This window comes from Streptomyces sp. NPDC107550 (genome assembly GCF_055639095.1).
Genome location: NZ_JBVKBC010000040.1, coordinates 19,250 through 34,118, shown reverse-complemented (window position 1 = coordinate 34,118; position 14,869 = coordinate 19,250). Strand labels below are relative to the sequence as shown.

At 72.1% G+C, this 14,869-nt stretch carries 17 protein-coding genes and 1 riboswitch; of the genes, 9 read left to right on the top strand and 8 right to left on the bottom strand.

Going from position 1 to position 14,869, the window contains the following annotated elements; translation table 11 throughout:
• The first annotated feature begins 164 nt into the window (after positions 1–164).
• Entirely contained in the window at positions 165–626 is a 462-nt protein-coding gene (locus ACZ7LY_RS31440) for an ATP-binding protein (RefSeq protein ID WP_471628152.1), read from the top strand.
• 15 nt (positions 627–641) lie between these two features.
• Here ACZ7LY_RS31440 and ACZ7LY_RS31435 read toward each other — a convergent pair whose 3' ends face one another.
• The 5 genes from ACZ7LY_RS31435 to ACZ7LY_RS31415 form a co-directional block, all read right to left on the bottom strand.
• A complete protein-coding gene (locus tag ACZ7LY_RS31435; protein WP_471628151.1) occupies positions 642–1,175 on the bottom strand; it encodes a DUF6328 family protein in 534 nt (177 codons plus the stop codon).
• Between the two features lie 162 nt (positions 1,176–1,337).
• On the bottom strand, positions 1,338–2,774 hold the full coding sequence (locus ACZ7LY_RS31430) for an FAD-dependent oxidoreductase (protein WP_471628150.1): 1,437 nt from the start codon (positions 2,772–2,774) through the stop codon (positions 1,338–1,340).
• Between the two features lie 263 nt (positions 2,775–3,037).
• The gene (locus ACZ7LY_RS31425; RefSeq protein WP_471628149.1) at positions 3,038–3,511 is read right to left on the bottom strand and encodes a C40 family peptidase; all 474 of its coding nucleotides are present in this window, start codon (positions 3,509–3,511) and stop codon (positions 3,038–3,040) included.
• A 3-nt stretch (positions 3,512–3,514) separates the two neighbouring features.
• A riboswitch (cyclic di-AMP (ydaO/yuaA leader) is annotated at positions 3,515–3,703 on the bottom strand.
• Between the two features lie 348 nt (positions 3,704–4,051).
• Complete coding sequence (locus tag ACZ7LY_RS31420; protein ID WP_471628176.1) at positions 4,052–4,357, bottom strand: hypothetical protein; 306 nt, start codon at positions 4,355–4,357, stop codon at positions 4,052–4,054.
• 13 nt (positions 4,358–4,370) lie between these two features.
• Positions 4,371–5,003, bottom strand: a complete 633-nt coding sequence (locus ACZ7LY_RS31415) for an ATP-dependent Clp protease proteolytic subunit (protein WP_471628148.1) — start codon at positions 5,001–5,003, stop codon at positions 4,371–4,373.
• Positions 5,004–5,101: 98 nt separating this feature from the next.
• Here ACZ7LY_RS31415 and ACZ7LY_RS31410 point away from each other — a divergent pair, with 98 nt between their 5' ends.
• From ACZ7LY_RS31410 to ACZ7LY_RS31375, 8 genes are all read left to right on the top strand, one after another.
• Positions 5,102–5,410, top strand: coding sequence for a type II toxin-antitoxin system Phd/YefM family antitoxin (locus ACZ7LY_RS31410; RefSeq protein WP_471628147.1), 309 nt, complete (start codon positions 5,102–5,104; stop codon positions 5,408–5,410).
• Between the two features lie 394 nt (positions 5,411–5,804).
• Positions 5,805–6,107 carry an urease subunit gamma gene (locus ACZ7LY_RS31405; RefSeq protein WP_471628146.1) on the top strand — a complete coding sequence of 101 codons (303 nt, stop codon included), beginning with the start codon at positions 5,805–5,807 and terminating at the stop codon, positions 6,105–6,107.
• Between the two features lie 14 nt (positions 6,108–6,121).
• The gene (locus ACZ7LY_RS31400; protein ID WP_471628145.1) at positions 6,122–6,433 is read left to right on the top strand and encodes an urease subunit beta; all 312 of its coding nucleotides are present in this window, start codon (positions 6,122–6,124) and stop codon (positions 6,431–6,433) included.
• Positions 6,426–8,147 (top strand): urease subunit alpha, encoded by a 1,722-nt coding sequence (locus ACZ7LY_RS31395; RefSeq protein ID WP_471628144.1) that lies wholly within the window; start codon positions 6,426–6,428, stop codon positions 8,145–8,147. Before ACZ7LY_RS31400 ends, ACZ7LY_RS31395 begins: the two co-directional genes overlap by 8 nt.
• Before the next feature lie 31 nt (positions 8,148–8,178).
• Positions 8,179–8,853, top strand: a complete 675-nt coding sequence (locus ACZ7LY_RS31390) for an urease accessory protein UreF (RefSeq protein WP_471628143.1) — start codon at positions 8,179–8,181, stop codon at positions 8,851–8,853.
• A gap of 387 nt (positions 8,854–9,240) precedes the next feature.
• The gene (gene ureG, locus ACZ7LY_RS31385; RefSeq protein WP_471628175.1) at positions 9,241–9,918 is read left to right on the top strand and encodes an urease accessory protein UreG; all 678 of its coding nucleotides are present in this window, start codon (positions 9,241–9,243) and stop codon (positions 9,916–9,918) included.
• A complete protein-coding gene (locus ACZ7LY_RS31380) occupies positions 9,906–10,694 on the top strand; it encodes an urease accessory protein UreD (protein ID WP_471628142.1) in 789 nt (262 codons plus the stop codon). The genes ureG and ACZ7LY_RS31380 overlap by 13 nt, the downstream gene beginning before the upstream one ends.
• Before the next feature lie 228 nt (positions 10,695–10,922).
• Complete coding sequence (locus tag ACZ7LY_RS31375) at positions 10,923–12,557, top strand: alpha/beta hydrolase (protein ID WP_471628141.1); 1,635 nt, start codon at positions 10,923–10,925, stop codon at positions 12,555–12,557.
• Positions 12,558–12,718: 161 nt separating this feature from the next.
• Here ACZ7LY_RS31375 and ACZ7LY_RS31370 read toward each other — a convergent pair whose 3' ends face one another.
• The 3 genes from ACZ7LY_RS31370 to ACZ7LY_RS31360 form a co-directional block, all read right to left on the bottom strand.
• Complete coding sequence (locus tag ACZ7LY_RS31370) at positions 12,719–13,753, bottom strand: NAD-dependent epimerase/dehydratase family protein (RefSeq protein ID WP_471628140.1); 1,035 nt, start codon at positions 13,751–13,753, stop codon at positions 12,719–12,721.
• 60 nt (positions 13,754–13,813) lie between these two features.
• A complete protein-coding gene (locus ACZ7LY_RS31365) occupies positions 13,814–14,539 on the bottom strand; it encodes a lysophospholipid acyltransferase family protein (RefSeq protein ID WP_471628139.1) in 726 nt (241 codons plus the stop codon).
• An 84-nt stretch (positions 14,540–14,623) separates the two neighbouring features.
• A complete protein-coding gene (locus ACZ7LY_RS31360; protein ID WP_471628138.1) occupies positions 14,624–14,785 on the bottom strand; it encodes a hypothetical protein in 162 nt (53 codons plus the stop codon).
• Positions 14,786–14,869 lie beyond the last annotated feature (84 nt).

Genomic DNA, 14,869 nt, shown 5'->3' with positions numbered 1-14,869 from the left:
AGAGTTCACCGCTTCGAGCGACAGATATATGCATATCTCGGGGGATCGGCACCACGGGGGCACATCCAGGTGGCAGGCTGGCGCGAAGCAGCAGTCGGGGGCCGCGCGCGAGCGATCCGCCGCAGGCGGACAAGCGGCCCCGGCGGGAAAGGGACGACGTCGCCATGGCCGACCACCAGGAAGCATCCGTCACGCTGCCGAGCGACCCCGCCTCGGTCTCCGCCGCCCGCAGGTACGTCAGCAAGGTCCTCGCGGAGTGGGGCATGCCCGCCGACACCGACACCGCCGACACCGTCCGCCTGATCGTCTCCGAACTCGCCACCAACGCCGTACAGCACACTCTCGGACAGTCACCGACCTTCACGGTCGACGTGGAGCTGGAGCGGGACGAGCGCCTGCGGATCGGTGTCACCGACAGTCACCCCCGTTACCCCAAGCGACTGCCCGCCGCGGTCCAACAGGACAACGGACGCGGGATGGTCATCATTCGCTGTCTGACCGCGGAGTGCGGCGGCCGCCTGTCGGTATCACCGACGCCCGAGGGCGGCAAGACGGTATGGATCGCGCTGCCGTGGACAGCATGCGTCGGCGGCGATCCAGACCCGCACCCGGCCCCCGCGCACTGACGCCGCGGCGTGGCCCTAGGAGGACTCCGTGTGCGACTCCTCGCCCGGCTCGTCCGGCGGGGGAGCGGACCGCGCATCCCGGGGCCGCCGCGTCAGCGCGCGCCGCATCAGCGCGGGAACGACGCCCCACAGCCCCGCGCACACGGCGAACGTCCCCGCGGCCGCGGCGATCCCGCCCGCCCGGCCCACCGTCACATCGACCACGAGCAGCACCGAGCCGCTGAGCGCGAGCACCAGGACGCCCATGCCGCACGAGGCGAGCCGCGAGGACACCCGTACGATCTGCGGCTTGGCGCCCGCCTGGAACAGCACCCGGTGCACGGCCGCCGGCGCCATGAGGAGAGCCGCCGCGAGGACCGCGAGCAGCAGCGTCGTCACGTACGTCGCGCGCTGCACGGTGTCCAGGGACGGGAAGCGCGCCGTGAACGCGAGGGTGAGCAGGAACGCGAAGAGGAACTGCACCCCGGTCTGGGCGACCCGCAGCTCTTGCAGCAGCTCCCCGAAGTTCCGGTCGGCCCGCTCCAGGGGCGTCTCGTTACGCGCGTCCATAAGCCACGAGTGACCCGCCACCCCGATCTCAATCGCCGAGCGAACCCTTCCGCCGCGTACGTCCCCTCCCGCCGCGTACGCCCTTGACCGAAGCCGGTCTCGGAGGGCGGTGCGGGCGCGCGGGTACCGCTGACGCGCTGGGACCCGCGCCCGCGAAGGTGATCAGCGAGTCTGGGGCCCCTCGGGTGCCGTCGGTGGCTCCGCAGGCGTCGGTGTGGGCGGGTGGAAGAGGACGGTACGGACTACCGACGGAGCGAACAGGGCCGTGACGGGCGTACAGAGGCCCAGTACGGACCGGAAGGCGGGCCCCACCACGGGATCAGCGGGATAGCGCTCCAGCACGCGCCGCAGATACCAGTTGGCGACGCGGTCGGCCGGGGCGACGGCCGTGGCGGTGCCCTCGGGGTCCGGCATCGTCCGGTCCGCCCCCGCGGAGATGTCCCACGCCTGCCGGGAGGCCGCCAGCAGCGCCTTCTGCACGCGCCGCGTCGTGGGGACCCGGCGCTGATCGGCCAGCGCGTCACGCAGGGCGACCGCGCTGAGAGCGGCGACGGCCATGCCCTGCCCGTAGACCGGGTTGAACCGGCACAGGGCGTCCCCGGTGGCGAGGAATCCGGCCGGGCGGCGGCCGGGCAGATCGTAGCGGCGGCGGATGTTCGCGGTGCGCCGGTAGCCGAACGCCGGCGAGAGCGGTTCGGCCTCGTCCAGCCACTGGTGCAGAAGCGGATGCGCCAGCCTCTTCTTCGCGTACGCCACGAACGCGTCGTCGTCGGTCGGCGGTTCGTCACCGCGCAGTCCCGAGAGGATGACCAGATGCGTGCCGTCCTCCAGTGGCAGCGCTCCGCCGGCGTGGACGTGCGCGGGGCTGGGATAGACGTAGTAGCCGCGCGTGTCGCCGTCGAGGACGCCGCTCCTTCCGCGGTAGACGCGGGAGGCGTAGGCGAGACCCGTGTCGATGGTCTCCTCGTGGGCGGCCTCGGCTCCGATCGCCGTCAGCCACTGCTGGGCCTTCGTCCCGCCGCCGGAGGCGTCGACCACCAGATCGGCCGCAAGGGCCTGCGGCTCGTCCCGGTGCTCCCCGGCGCGGTCCCGCAGCAGCACGCCCCGTACGCGCGACGCGTCACCGAGAAGCCCGACCGCTTCGGTCCCTTCCCGCACGCTGATCACCGGGTCGGCGAGCACGCGCCGCCGCACCAGCTCCTCCAGCTGCCCGCGCGAACCGGTGTAGATGTGCGTCGTCGAGGGCGACCGCCGGAACCAGCGCCCGTCCTGCCGCTGGACCATGTCCGACGGGAGCCCCAGGCGCGGCGCCCCCGATGCCCGCAGCTCCTCCGTGAAGCCCGGCAGCAGCGACTCCAGGGCCACTTGGCCGCCCTCAAGCAGAACATGCGGATGCCGGCCCTGCGGGACGCCGGGACGCGGCCCGCCGCCGTCAGGGAACCGGTCGCGCTCGACGACGGTCACCCGGTCGGCGTGCCCGGCGAGGACGTGCGCCGCGAGCAGCCCCGCGAGGCTCCCGCCGACGACGACGGCATGCCGCGCGCCCCGCGAGCCGTCCGCCCCCGCCCCGTGACGCCCCGTCTTCCCCGTGGATCCCACTGACGCACCCCTGATCGCTTTGCCGACGGAAAGCCCCAGTATCCCCTCGGGCAGGGCGGCTTGGCTGCGTATCGGATCTTTTCCGCCGGCTCGGGCGATCGGTGGCCGCATCGACATCGCTCATGGAGACACGACGGCACGTCGAGCTGCGGCCGGGTCACCTCTCGGGCGGCATGCCGTGCCGTGCATGTCGTGCCGTGCCGTGCGATGCATGCCGTGCCGTGCGCGCCCGAGATCACACCATCGGCGAGCCGGCCCCCGGGTCAGCGCACGCGCCCGTACCAGACGCTCTTGGTCCAGATCCGCTCCAGGCGGACCACGGCCCCGGTCTTGGGGGAGTGCCAGATGCGGCCCTTACCCGCGTAGATGCCCACGTGGTAGACGCTGCGGCCCGAGTGGAAGAACACCAGGTCGCCGCGCTGGCGGCCGGAGGCCGAGACGTGCCGGGTCTTGTTGTACTGCTGTGCCGCCGTACGCGGCAGCTTCTTGCCCACCCGCTTGAACGAGTAGAGCGTCAGTCCCGAGCAGTCGAACCGGTGCGGACCCGCGGCACCCCACTTGTACGGCGCTCCCTTCTTGGAGGCCGCGATCTGCAGTGCCTTGGTCGACGCGGTCGCCGCCGATGCCTCGGACGCGGCGCCGGGAACCATGAGGCCCGCTCCCGCGACGGCGAGGGTGAGAGCCGAGGCCGTACCGGCCCGGGTCAACAGCGCGGGGACACGATTGAGCGCAGTCATGCGCAACCCTTCGTCAGCCGCCTGTGAAGGATGACCTGTCGGGTTCGGGCAGGCGAAGATGCCCGGCCGCTCGCGCGGCTTCACCCCAAGGGCCACTCGGCAACCCCTTGTGGGGGTCGGTGCCGGCGGCCCGTCGTGCTTGGGTCCTCCACTCCTGCCGATGCACTTCCTTCGACCTGGCATCCGGACGGCGGCAGGACTCGGCGTCCGCCCGGACCGCCCCGCCGCTGCGGCGGGGGCTTGTCGTCGGAAGGGATCTTGACCCACCGGTGTCGTGAAAACCGAGCTGAACCGGCGGTAAGTGAGGCTCCTCACGCTTGACCCGTTCAGGTGGACACTGCGGCTTTCGGTCCCCGGTCGCACCCCCCGACCACGCTCGTACCAGCGACGGAACGTCAGATTCCGGTGAGCGCGTACATCTGGTCCGCAACTCTGCCGGTCTTTTTTACGTATGAACGTCTAGGCCGTTCGGGGGTACCCCATCTGGGCCGTTTCGGCCGCGCGCCGGACGCTGCGATCACCCTTGGGCGACTCGCGTCGCTATCCGACCGTTTCCGGTGGCAATGTGACGCGCTGTGTTCGTCGCTCGCCGTCCAGGACCCGCAGCGCCCGCGTCAGCGTCGCCGAGTGCACCCGGCTCTCGCCGCGCTGGTGCATCAGCGTCAGGGCGTCCCTGAGGGCCGTGGCCCGGCTGACGAGCGCCTGCGCGGCCCGCAGGCCCCGGTAGGTGTCGTCCGCGTGCGCCGGATTGATCCGCGCGACCAGGTCCACGACCTCCAGGTAGCTGTCGATGAACGCGCACTCCGCACGCGTCAGCGCCGGCAGGGGCGGCTCGGGCGGGGTCAGCGGCATCGGCCGGTCACCTCCCGCCCGCGCGCGAGGCGGCCGAGCGGCTCTCGACGACCCGGTCCACGAGCCCGTACTCCAGGGCCTGTTGGGCGGTGAGGACGGTGTCCCGCTCGATGTCCGCGCTGATCCGCTCCCGGCTCTGTCCGGTGTGCAGCGCGAGCAACTCCTCCAACTGCGCGCGCGTGCGGGCCATTTCGCGTGCCTGGATCTCCAGATCGCTCGGCTGCCCCTGCGCCGGCTCGGGCAGCGCGGGCTGCTCCAGTACGACGCGCGCGCCGGGCAGCATCATCCGCTTGCCCGGTGTCCCGGCCGCGAGCAGCACCGCGGCGACCGCCGACGCCTGGCCGAGACAGGCCGTCTGCACCTCGCAACTGACGAACCGCAAGGTGTCGTAGAGCGCGGTCATGGCGGTGAACGAGCCGCCGGGGGAGTTGATGTAGAGCGTGATGTCCCGGTCGGGCGCCGCGTACTCCAGGTGCATGAACTGGGCCATCACATCGTTCGCCGCGATGTCGTCGACCGGGGTGCCGAGGAAGACGATGCGCTCCTCGAACAGCTTCGCGTACGGATCGAGCGTGCGCTGCCCGCCGGCGGTGTGCTCGGTGAACTCGGGCAGGACATGGCGGCCGGACGGTCGGGTCATGATGCTCGCGCCTCCTGGGCTCCGGACGGCCGCCCGCTCTCCCGGGCACCGTCGCCTGTAAAAAATGTACAGGACGTACATGACGTACGATGGGGAGCATGGCCTACGAGATTCCGGTGACGCAAGCCCGAGCCGAGCTCGCGGAGCTGATCAACCGCGTGGTGTACGGCGGAGAGCGCGTCGTCGTCACGCGCCACGGCAAGCCCCTCGTCGCCCTCGTCTCGGCCGCCGACCTGGAGCGCCTCGACGCGCTCGACGCGCAGCACTCCGCCGAGCCCGTGGAGCCGGCCGCGCAGGAGCCCGCGATCCGCTCCGTGTCCACGCTCGGCTCCACGCCGTCGTCCGCGCCCGGTGAGCGCGGCCGGTTCGGCATCGCCGCGGAGCACCGCGGCCACGAACTGCGCTAGCGTCGCCTGTCTTTCGGAAGACCCCGGCGCCGCTCCGGCGTCGCGCGACCCGTAGGTGACCCGACCTCCACCGCGGAGTGTCCGGGCGCTTCCGCATGCCCTTTTTCGCCTTTTCGGAAGAGGTGAAACGGTTCTCTGGTAAGGCCTGTTGAATGCCCGACTCCGGAAATTCGGGTATTGCCGCGGTCAGTTCACGGCAATGGAGCGGTCAAGCGCCGGTTAACGTCGTTGAAACTCCCCCCAACTAGGCTGCGTTGCACGTCATCAGGGGTTTTCGTAGCCCGGGGTGCGCAAGATCGCGCGCCTTCTGTGTGTGTTACATCTAGACCTGTCGCGGTGGCCGCGACGACCGGACCCCGCACGGTCCGGAAAATGAAGGACTGTGAGGTGGAGCGTGCAACTGACCCCGCACGAGCAGGAGAGACTGCTCATCCATGTGGCTGCCGACGTGGCGGAGAAGCGTCGGGCCCGGGGTCTGAAACTGAACCACCCCGAGGCCGTCGCCCTGATCACGGCGCACATCCTCGAGGGGGCCCGGGACGGCCGCACCGTCGCCGAACTCATGTCCTCCGGGCGCACGCTGCTCACCCGTGACGACGTCATGGAGGGCATCCCCGAGATGATCCACGACGTCCAGGTCGAGGCGACCTTCCCGGACGGCACCAAGCTCGTCACCGTCCACGAGCCGATCGTCTGACGGGAGAGGACGCCATGATTCCGGGAGAGATCCTCTTCGCCGACGAGCCGGTCGTCTTCAACGAAGGCCGCGACGTCACGCGCCTGACGGTGCTCAACGCCGCCGACCGCCCCGTGCAGGTCGGCTCCCACTACCACTTCGCCGAGGCCAACCCCGGCCTCGACTTCGACCGCGCCGCCGCCCGCGGCAAGCGGCTCAACATCGCCGCCGGAACGGCCGTCCGCTTCGAGCCCGGCATCCCCGTCGACGTCGAACTCGTCCCGCTCGCAGGCAGCCGCGTCGTCGTGGGCCTGCGCGGGGAGACCGGAGGTGCCCTCGATGCCTGAGTTGTCCCGCGCCGCGTACGCCGACCTGTTCGGCCCCACCACCGGCGACCGCATCCGCCTCGGCGACACCGACCTGCTCGTCGAGATCGAGGAGGACCGCGCCGGCGGCCCCGGCCGCTCCGGCGACGAGTCCGTCTTCGGCGGCGGCAAGGTCATCCGCGAGTCGATGGGCCAGTCCCGCGCGACGCGCGCCGAGGGCGCCCCCGACACCGTGATCACCGGCGCCGTGATCATCGACCACTGGGGCATCGTCAAGGCCGACATCGGCATCCGCGACGGCCGCATCACCGGCATCGGCAAGTCCGGCAACCCCGACACCATGGACGGCATCCACCCGGACCTCGTGATCGGCCCGGAGACCGAGGTCATCGCCGGCAACGGCAAGATCGTCACCGCCGGCGGCATCGACACGCACATCCACTTCATCTCGCCGACCATCGTCGACGAGGCCCTCGCCTCCGGCGTCACCACGCTGATCGGCGGCGGCACCGGCCCGGCCGAGGGCAGCAAGGCCACGACCATCACCCCCGGCTCCTGGCACCTGGCCCGGATGTACGCGGCGCTGGAGAACAGCCCCGTCAACATCGGCTTCCTCGGCAAGGGCAACACCATGTCGAAGGAGTCCATGCGTGACCAGTTGCGCGCCGGCATCCTCGGCTTCAAGATCCACGAGGACTGGGGCGCGACCCCGGCCGTGATCTCCGCCTGCCTCGACGTGTGCGAGGAGTCCGGCGCCCAGCTCGCCGTGCACTCCGACACACTGAACGAGGCAGGCTTCGTCCAGGACACCTTCGACGCGGTCGCCGGGCGCACCCTGCACGCCTTCCACGTGGAGGGCGCGGGCGGCGGGCACGCCCCCGACATGATCACGGCGGTCTCGCTGCCGAACATGCTGCCGTCGTCCACCAATCCGACGCGGCCGCACACCGTCAACACCGTCGAGGAACACCTCGACATGCTGATGGTCTGCCACCACCTCAACCCGGCGGTCCCCGAGGACCTCGCGTTCGCCGAGTCCCGCATCCGGCCCACCACCATCGCGGCCGAGGACATCCTGCACGACCTGGGCGCCATCTCGATCATGTCGTCCGACTCGCAGGCCATGGGCCGCATCGGCGAGGTCATCCTGCGCACCTGGCAGACCGCGCACGTCATGAAGCGCCGCCGCGGCTTCCTGCCCGGCGACACCCGCGCCGACAACCAGCGCGCGCGTCGCTATGTGGCCAAGTACACGATCAACGCGGCCATCGCGCAGGGCATCGAGCACGAGGTCGGCTCCGTCGAGAGCGGCAAGCTCGCGGACCTCGTCCTGTGGGACCCCAAGTTCTTCGGGGTCAAGCCGATGGCCGTGCTCAAGGGCGGCCAGATCGCGTACGCGCAGATGGGCGACGCCAACGCCTCCATCCCGACCCCGCAGCCCGTGCTGCCGCGCCCGATGTTCGGCGCGTACGGGAAGGCGCCCGCGGCCAACTCGTTCAACTTCGTCGTCCAGGACGCCCTCGACGACGGGCTGCCCGAACGCCTGGGCTTGGACCGCCAGTTCGTGGCGATCCGCTCCACCCGGGGCCGTGCCAAGGCCGACATGATCAACAACGACGCGCTGCCGAGCGTCGTGGTCGCCCCCGACTCGTTCGCCGTGACCATCGACGGCGAACTCGTCGAACCCGCCCCCGCCGCCGAACTGCCGCTCGCCCAGCGGTACTTCCTCTTCTGATGGCGGCGAGCACGACCCCCGGACGGCCGTCATGACCAGCGCCGCCCTGCTCGTCCTCGCCGACGGCCGCTTCCCCGCCGGAGGGCACGCGCACTCCGGCGGGGCGGAGGCCGCGGTCAAGGCGGGCCGCGTCCGGGACGGGGCGAGCCTGGAGGAGTTCTGCCGGGGCAGGCTGCACACCAGCGGCCTGGTCACGGCGGCGCTCGCCGCGGCCGCCGCGCTCGGCACCGACCCCGTCACGCTCGACGTCGCGGCTGACGCCCGGACACCGTCCGTCGCGCTGCGCACGGTCGCCCGCAAGCTCGGCCGGCAGATGATGCGGGCCGCCCGCGCCACCTGGCCGCACCCCGAACTCGACGCCCTCGCGCGCCGGTTCCCCAAGGGCGCGCACCAGCCGATCGTCCTCGGACTCGCCGCCCGCGCGGCCGGGCTCGGGGCGCGGGACGCCGCGTACTGCTCGGTGTACGAGAGCGTCAGCGGGCCCGCGACCGCGGTCGTCCGGCTGCTCAGCCTCGACCCGTTCGACGCGACGGGCGTCCTGGCCCGGTTGGCGCCGGAGATGGACCAGGTCGTCGAGCAGGCCGTCCGGGCGGCCGAGCGGGTCGCCGCCGAGGGCACCGACGCGCTCCCGGCGGGGTCGGCCCCGCTCCTGGAGATCGCGGCGGAGACCCACGCGGCCTGGCCGGTACGCCTCTTCGCGTCCTAGCGGCATCCCGCCGTACGGGGCCGAGGGGTGCAGGCGTGGGCCGTCCTCACCGCACCGGTCGTCCCCGCCGCACCGGTCGTCCCCGCCGCACCGGCGGTCCTCACCGCACCGGTCGTCACCGCCGCCTCCGGGCGCCCCGCTGCTCCGAGCCTCTGGAGGCGCCGGGGGAGCGGGCCCCGGCCGGCACTCCCCATCGCGGGGCGACGGCAGGGACCGTACGGCCGAAGGGGGTCGTACGGCCGAAGCCACCGGCGCGGTCACCGCCCTGACGGGCTGCCGCGTGGACGCACCCTCGGGCCCGCGCACGACCACCGTGCGCAGCCCCTACCGGCGGGCGACCGCCCGCCGGCAGAAGACTTCTCACCACCGAACGGAGACGTGGACACCATGCACCTCGACCACTCCCACGACGGCCCCGCGGCCGTCTCCGCCGACGCCCACCGCCCCGACGGCACCCGCCGCGCCCTGCGCATCGGGCTCGGCGGGCCGGTCGGGTCCGGCAAGACCGCGACTGTCGCCGCCCTCTGCCGCGCCCTGCGCGACGAGCTGTCCCTCGCTGTCGTGACGAACGACATCTACACGCGCGAGGACGCCGAGTTCCTGCTGCGCGAGGCCGTGCTGCCGCCCGAGCGGATCACCGCCGTCGAGACGGGCGCCTGCCCGCACACCGCGATCCGCGACGACATCTCCGCCAACCTCGAAGCCGTCGAGGACCTGGAGGACGAGATCGGGCCGCTCGACCTGATCCTCGTGGAGTCCGGCGGCGACAACCTCACCGCCACCTTCTCCAAGGGCCTCGTGGACGCCCAGATCTTCGTCATCGACGTGGCGGGCGGCGACGACATCCCGCGCAAGGGCGGCCCCGGCGTCGCCACCGCCGACCTGCTCATCGTCAACAAGACGGACCTCGCCCCCTACGTCGGCTCCGACCTGGCCCGCATGGAGGCCGACGCCAAGACGGTCCGCGCCGAACTGCCCGTCGTGCTCCAGTCCCTGCGCTCCGAGGGCGGCGTCGACGACGTGGCCGCGTGGGTGCGCGGGCAGCTCGCCGCGTGGACGGCGTGACCGTGCGCGAGGGCGCTCCGGCGGGCGTCCGTTCGCTCGCGCGGATCGTCGCCCGCCGTGACGCGCGGGGCAGCACCGTCCTGCCGGTACTGGCGAGCGAGGGCTCCCTCGCGCTGCGCCGCACCCGCGCGGGCGGCACCGAGGCCCGCGTCATGCTCGTCGGCGCGATGAGCGGCCCGCTCGGCGGCGACCACTTCACCATCGAGGCGGAGGCGCAGGAGGGCGCCCGGCTGCACATCGGCTCGGTCGCCGCGACGCTCGCCCTGCCCGGCCAGGCCAAGGGCGAGGCCCGCCACGACGTGCGCCTGCGCGTCGCAGAGGGGGCCCGCCTCGACTGGCTGCCCGAGCAGTTGATCTCGGCGGGCGGCAGCGACCTGATCGTGCGTACCCGCGCCGAACTCGCCCCCGGCGCCCGGCTCGTCCTGCGCGAGGAGCAGGTGCTCGGCCGCGTCGCCGAGGAACCGGGCCGGCTCACCAGCCGGCTCGCCGTGTACCAGGACGGGCGCCCGCTGCTCGACCAGGAACTGGCCTGCGGACCCGGCGCCCCCGGCGGCTGGGACGGCCCCGCCGTCCTCGCCGGACACCGCGCGCTCGGACAACTGGTGATCGTACGGCCGGAATTCGACAAGGACCGGCCGTCCGCCGCCGTACTCGACGAGTCGGGCACGGCCGCGCTGACCCCGCTCGCCGGGCCCGCCGTGCTGGTCACGGCGGTGGCACCGGACGCGCTCAAGCTGCGGCGCGTCCTCGACGCGGCCCTCGCCCGGCTCGGCTGAGGCGGGCGGCCGGGAGCGGGCCGCCGGGGCGCTGGGGTGGTCCGTCGGGGCGCTGGGGTGGTCCGTCGGGGCGCTGAGGCGGGCCGCCGGGGACGGCGACCGCTCACCGGGACGAGTCGTACGTTTATCGGTTTGGTCAAGAACGCCCCTCATCCCTGTCGCCAGGGACCCCGCACACGACAGGATCGCGTCCGATCGAGCAACACGTTCGACGTAACGATCGAATCGATGTGCGGGAGGGCTCACTTGAGACGGACTCGACAGACGAGTCGCGGCAGCCGGAAGGTGGTGATCGGCTCCGCCGGCGCGTTCGCGGCGGCGGCGCTGATAGCGGGCGCGGTCAGCGCCCCGGCCGCGAGCGCGGACACGCGCGGCAGTGGTGCGAGCACCCACGACCGTGAGGCGCGCGGCGCGGCCACGGCCGCGGCGAAGGCCGCCAAGAAGGGCATCGACTGGCAGGACTGCCCTGCGGACTGGGGCTTCGCCAAGCCCATCCAGTGCGGCTGGGTCAGCGTGCCCCTCGACTACGCGAAGCCGAACGGCAAGCAGATCAAGATCGCCGTCGACCGCGCCACCAGCACGGGCACCCCGGCGGAGCGCCAGGGTGCCCTCGTCTACAACCCGGGCGGCCCCGGCGGCTCCGGCATGCGCTTCCCGACGCGTGTGACGAACAAGAACCCGCTGTGGGCGAAGACCTCGAAGGCGTACGACTTCGTCGGCTTCGACCCGCGCGGTGTCGGCCATTCCGCCCCGATCTCCTGCATCGACCCGCAGGAGTTCGTCAAGGCGCCGAAGGCCGACCCGGTCCCCGACTCCGAGGCCGACAAGGGCGCGCAGCGCAAGCTCGCCAAGGAGTACGCGGACGGCTGCTACGAGCGCAGCGGCGCGATGCTCCCGCACATGACGACGCCGAACACCGCGCGTGACCTCGACGTCATCCGTGCCGCCCTCGGTGAGAAGAAGCTCAACTACCTGGGCGTCTCCTACGGCACGTACCTCGGCGCCGTCTACGGCACCCTCTTCCCGGGCCACGTCCGCCGCATGGTCGTCGACAGTGTCGTCGACCCGGCGAAGGACAACATCTGGTACAAGGCGAACCTGAACCAGGACATCGCCTTCGAGGGCCGCTGGAAGGACTGGCAGGACTGGGTCGCCAAGAACGACGCGACCTTCCACCTGGGCGACACGCGCGCCAAGGTCCAGCAGCAGTGGCTGACGCTGCGCGCCGCCGCGAAGAAGCACCCCATCGGCGGGGTCGTCGGCCCGGCCGAGCTGATCTCCTTCTTCCAGAGCGCGCCGTACTACGACTCCGCGTGGGTGCCCACCGCCCAGGTGTGGAGCAAGTACGTCGCCGGTGACACGCAGGCGCTGATCGACGCCGCCGCCCCCGACATGTCGGACAAGGCGGGCAACGCGTCCTCGGAGAACAGCAACGCGGTCTACACGGCCGTCGAGTGCGCCGACGCCAAGTGGCCCACGAGCTGGTCGAAGTGGGACAAGGACAACACGCGGCTCCACAAGGATTACCCGTTCATGACCTGGGCCAACGCCTGGATGAACCTGCCTTGCGCCACGTGGAAGACCAAGCAGCAGACGCCGATCGACGTGCACACCGGCAAGGGCCTTCCCTCGGTCCTCATCGTGCAGTCCACGCGTGACGCCGCCACCCCGTACGAGGGCGCCGTCGAGCTGCACAAGCGCTTCAAGGGCTCCCGCCTGATCACCGAGAAGGACGCGGGCTCGCACGGTGTCACCGGTCTGACCAACCCCTGCATCAACGACCGGGTCGACACCTACCTGCTCTCCGGCAAGACCGACGCCAAGGACGTGACGTGCACCCCGCACGCCACCCCGAAGCCGTGACCCTCGCCTGAAGCAGCGGTACTGAAGCAGCGGTACCTACGCACCAAGGCGCGGCCCGTCCCGCCGCCCCGCCCCGTCAGGGGAGAGGCCGGCGGGGCGGGCCGTCGCCCTGTCCGCTCCCGGACGGCGCCCGCTCCCGGACCGCGCCCGCTCGCCGTCGCTCACGCGCGCGTGGCGAGCCAGACGTCCTCCGCCGCGTAGTCGAACAGACCGGTCGTGTACGAGGCGACCATCGTCGGGAAGCCCTCCTGCCAGTCCCGCTCCCGCAGCCGCGCCGCCAGCCAGTCCACCGTCTCCGGCAGGGCCTCGGCGTACGTCGTGACCGGCTTGTACCCCAGTTCCCGCTCGGCGGCGCTCATGTCGAACAGGAACGGGTGCGGCATCGACCAGGGCGTGTCCCCGACCGTCGGCACGGGCGGCGGCCCGTCGACGAGGACCGTCTCGGTGCGCGCGCCCATGTGCGCGTCGATCATCGCCCCGATCTCGGCGACGGTCGGGCAGTCGGGGTCGGCGCCGTTGAGCACGCGCGCGCCCGGGCGGAGCGCCGCGAGCCGGATCAGCTCCGCGAGATTGTGCACGCTCACCGGATGGAAGCGGCTCTCGCCGTTGTACGCGAGTACGCGCGTGCGGCGCCCGTCGAGGTTCCGCTTGACGAAGTACAGCTCGCGCGGCGTGCGACAGTGCGGCCCGTACACCGCCGACGCCCGGATCAGCGTCGTCGGCAGCGCGTCCCCGAGCGCCAGGAGATCCCTCTCGATGGCCACCTTGCGCGTCCCGTACGTCTCGTCGCTGGGCGGCACGGTCCGCGAGGTCTCCGTGACCGCGCCGGCGTAGCGCGGCCAGCCGTCCGGCTCGCCCTGCGTGTCGAAACTCCGTCCCCGCTCGTCCTCGTAGACCGCGCCGCTGGAGATCACCACCGCCGACCCCACGCGTCCGGCGAGCCCCGCGAGCTGTCGCCCGTGCGCGCGCGTGAACGCCACCAGGTCGACGACGAGGTCCACCCCGTCCCCGACCAGCGCCGCCAGTGCCGCGCCGTCCTCCCGGTCGAGCCGTGCCGTACGCACCTGCTCGGGCCAGTCCGCGTCCCGCGTGCCGCGGCGCGAGGCCGCCGTCACCTCCCAGCCGTCCCGCGCGAGCGCCCGCACCGCGGGCCGCCCGGTCTGTCCTGCCGCACCGATCACCAAGGCCGTCTTCATGCCAGGAACGTACGCCGGTACGGCCCGGGGAAACGGCTTCTCTGCTCGTGGCAGAGAACGTCAACTGAGTGGCATCCTCGGGAACTTCCGGACCCGCGCCGCGCGTTCCTCCTCGGCCCGCGCCTTGACGGCGGCGGCGTACTGGTCGACGTACTCCTGGCCCGACAGTTCGAGGACCGCGTACATGATCTCGTCGGTGACGGCCCGCAGGACGGCCTTCTCGTGCTCCATGCCCTCGTAGCGGGAGAACTCCAGCGGCTCACCGAACCGGATGGTGATCGGACGCAGCTTCGGGATCTTGCGCCCGGGCGGCTGGGCCTCGAACGTGCCGATCATCGCGCAGGGAATCACCGGCGCGTGCGCCTGGAGGGCCATCGCCGCGACGCCCACCTTGCCCTTGTAGAGCCGGCCGTCGTGCGAGCGGGTGCCCTCGGGGTAGATGCCGAGCAGCTCGCCGCGGCGCAGGACGCCGACGCCCTCGCGGATGGCCGCCTGGCCCGCCTCCTTGCCGGAGCGGTCCACCGGGATCTGGCCGGCGCTGCGGAAGAACGCCGCGGTCAGGCGCCCCTTGAGGCCCGGCCCGGTGAAGTACTCGGCTTTCGCCAGGAACGTGATCCGCCGCTTGATGATCGCCGGCATCAGGAAGTGGTCCGAGAACGACAGATGGTTCCCCGCGATGATCGCGGGCCCGGAGTCCGGGATGTGGTCGAGCCCTGCGATGCGGGGTCGGAACAGCAGCCGCAGCAGCGGCCCCAGGATCACGTACTTGAGCAGTCGGTAGAACAACGCCGTCGCCTTCCCCCGTGAGCCGTCGCAGCCTGTGCCACCCACAGACCCGGTCGGGCCTGTGAACCGAGTCAACCACATGCCTCACGTGCTGCTGCGTGACGCGACCATCGCCACGGTGATCAGGCCGAGCAGCACCCAGCCGAACCACAGCCAGCCGTTGCTCCCCAACGCGACCGTGTACGCGGTCACGGCCACCAGGCCGCCGACGGTGAACACACCCATCGTCTTCGTGGAACCGGGCATCAGGCACCCTCCTCCGGCGGCCGGGACGGCGTACGGCGGTGTGCGGCGCCCGAGCCGCGATCAGAAAGTCCATAGTCCCCCGGG

Excerpts from the sequence above, each read along its gene's own strand:
- ACZ7LY_RS31375 (WP_471628141.1), top strand. The coding sequence starts at position 10,923 with ATGTGCGGGAGGGCTCACTTGAGACGGACTCGACAGACGAGTCGCGGC.
- ACZ7LY_RS31390 (WP_471628143.1), top strand. The coding sequence starts at position 8,179 with ATGACCAGCGCCGCCCTGCTCGTCCTCGCCGACGGCCGCTTCCCCGCC.
- ACZ7LY_RS31440 (WP_471628152.1), top strand. The coding sequence starts at position 165 with ATGGCCGACCACCAGGAAGCATCCGTCACGCTGCCGAGCGACCCCGCC.
- ACZ7LY_RS31395 (WP_471628144.1), top strand. The coding sequence starts at position 6,426 with ATGCCTGAGTTGTCCCGCGCCGCGTACGCCGACCTGTTCGGCCCCACC.
- ACZ7LY_RS31370 (WP_471628140.1), bottom strand. The coding sequence starts at position 13,753 with ATGAAGACGGCCTTGGTGATCGGTGCGGCAGGACAGACCGGGCGGCCC.
- ACZ7LY_RS31400 (WP_471628145.1), top strand. The coding sequence starts at position 6,122 with ATGATTCCGGGAGAGATCCTCTTCGCCGACGAGCCGGTCGTCTTCAAC.
- ACZ7LY_RS31410 (WP_471628147.1), top strand. The coding sequence starts at position 5,102 with ATGGCCTACGAGATTCCGGTGACGCAAGCCCGAGCCGAGCTCGCGGAG.
- ACZ7LY_RS31425 (WP_471628149.1), bottom strand. The coding sequence starts at position 3,511 with ATGACTGCGCTCAATCGTGTCCCCGCGCTGTTGACCCGGGCCGGTACG.
- ACZ7LY_RS31415 (WP_471628148.1), bottom strand. The coding sequence starts at position 5,003 with ATGACCCGACCGTCCGGCCGCCATGTCCTGCCCGAGTTCACCGAGCAC.
- ureG (WP_471628175.1), top strand. The coding sequence starts at position 9,241 with ATGCACCTCGACCACTCCCACGACGGCCCCGCGGCCGTCTCCGCCGAC.
- ACZ7LY_RS31360 (WP_471628138.1), bottom strand. The coding sequence starts at position 14,785 with ATGCCCGGTTCCACGAAGACGATGGGTGTGTTCACCGTCGGCGGCCTG.
- ACZ7LY_RS31435 (WP_471628151.1), bottom strand. The coding sequence starts at position 1,175 with ATGGACGCGCGTAACGAGACGCCCCTGGAGCGGGCCGACCGGAACTTC.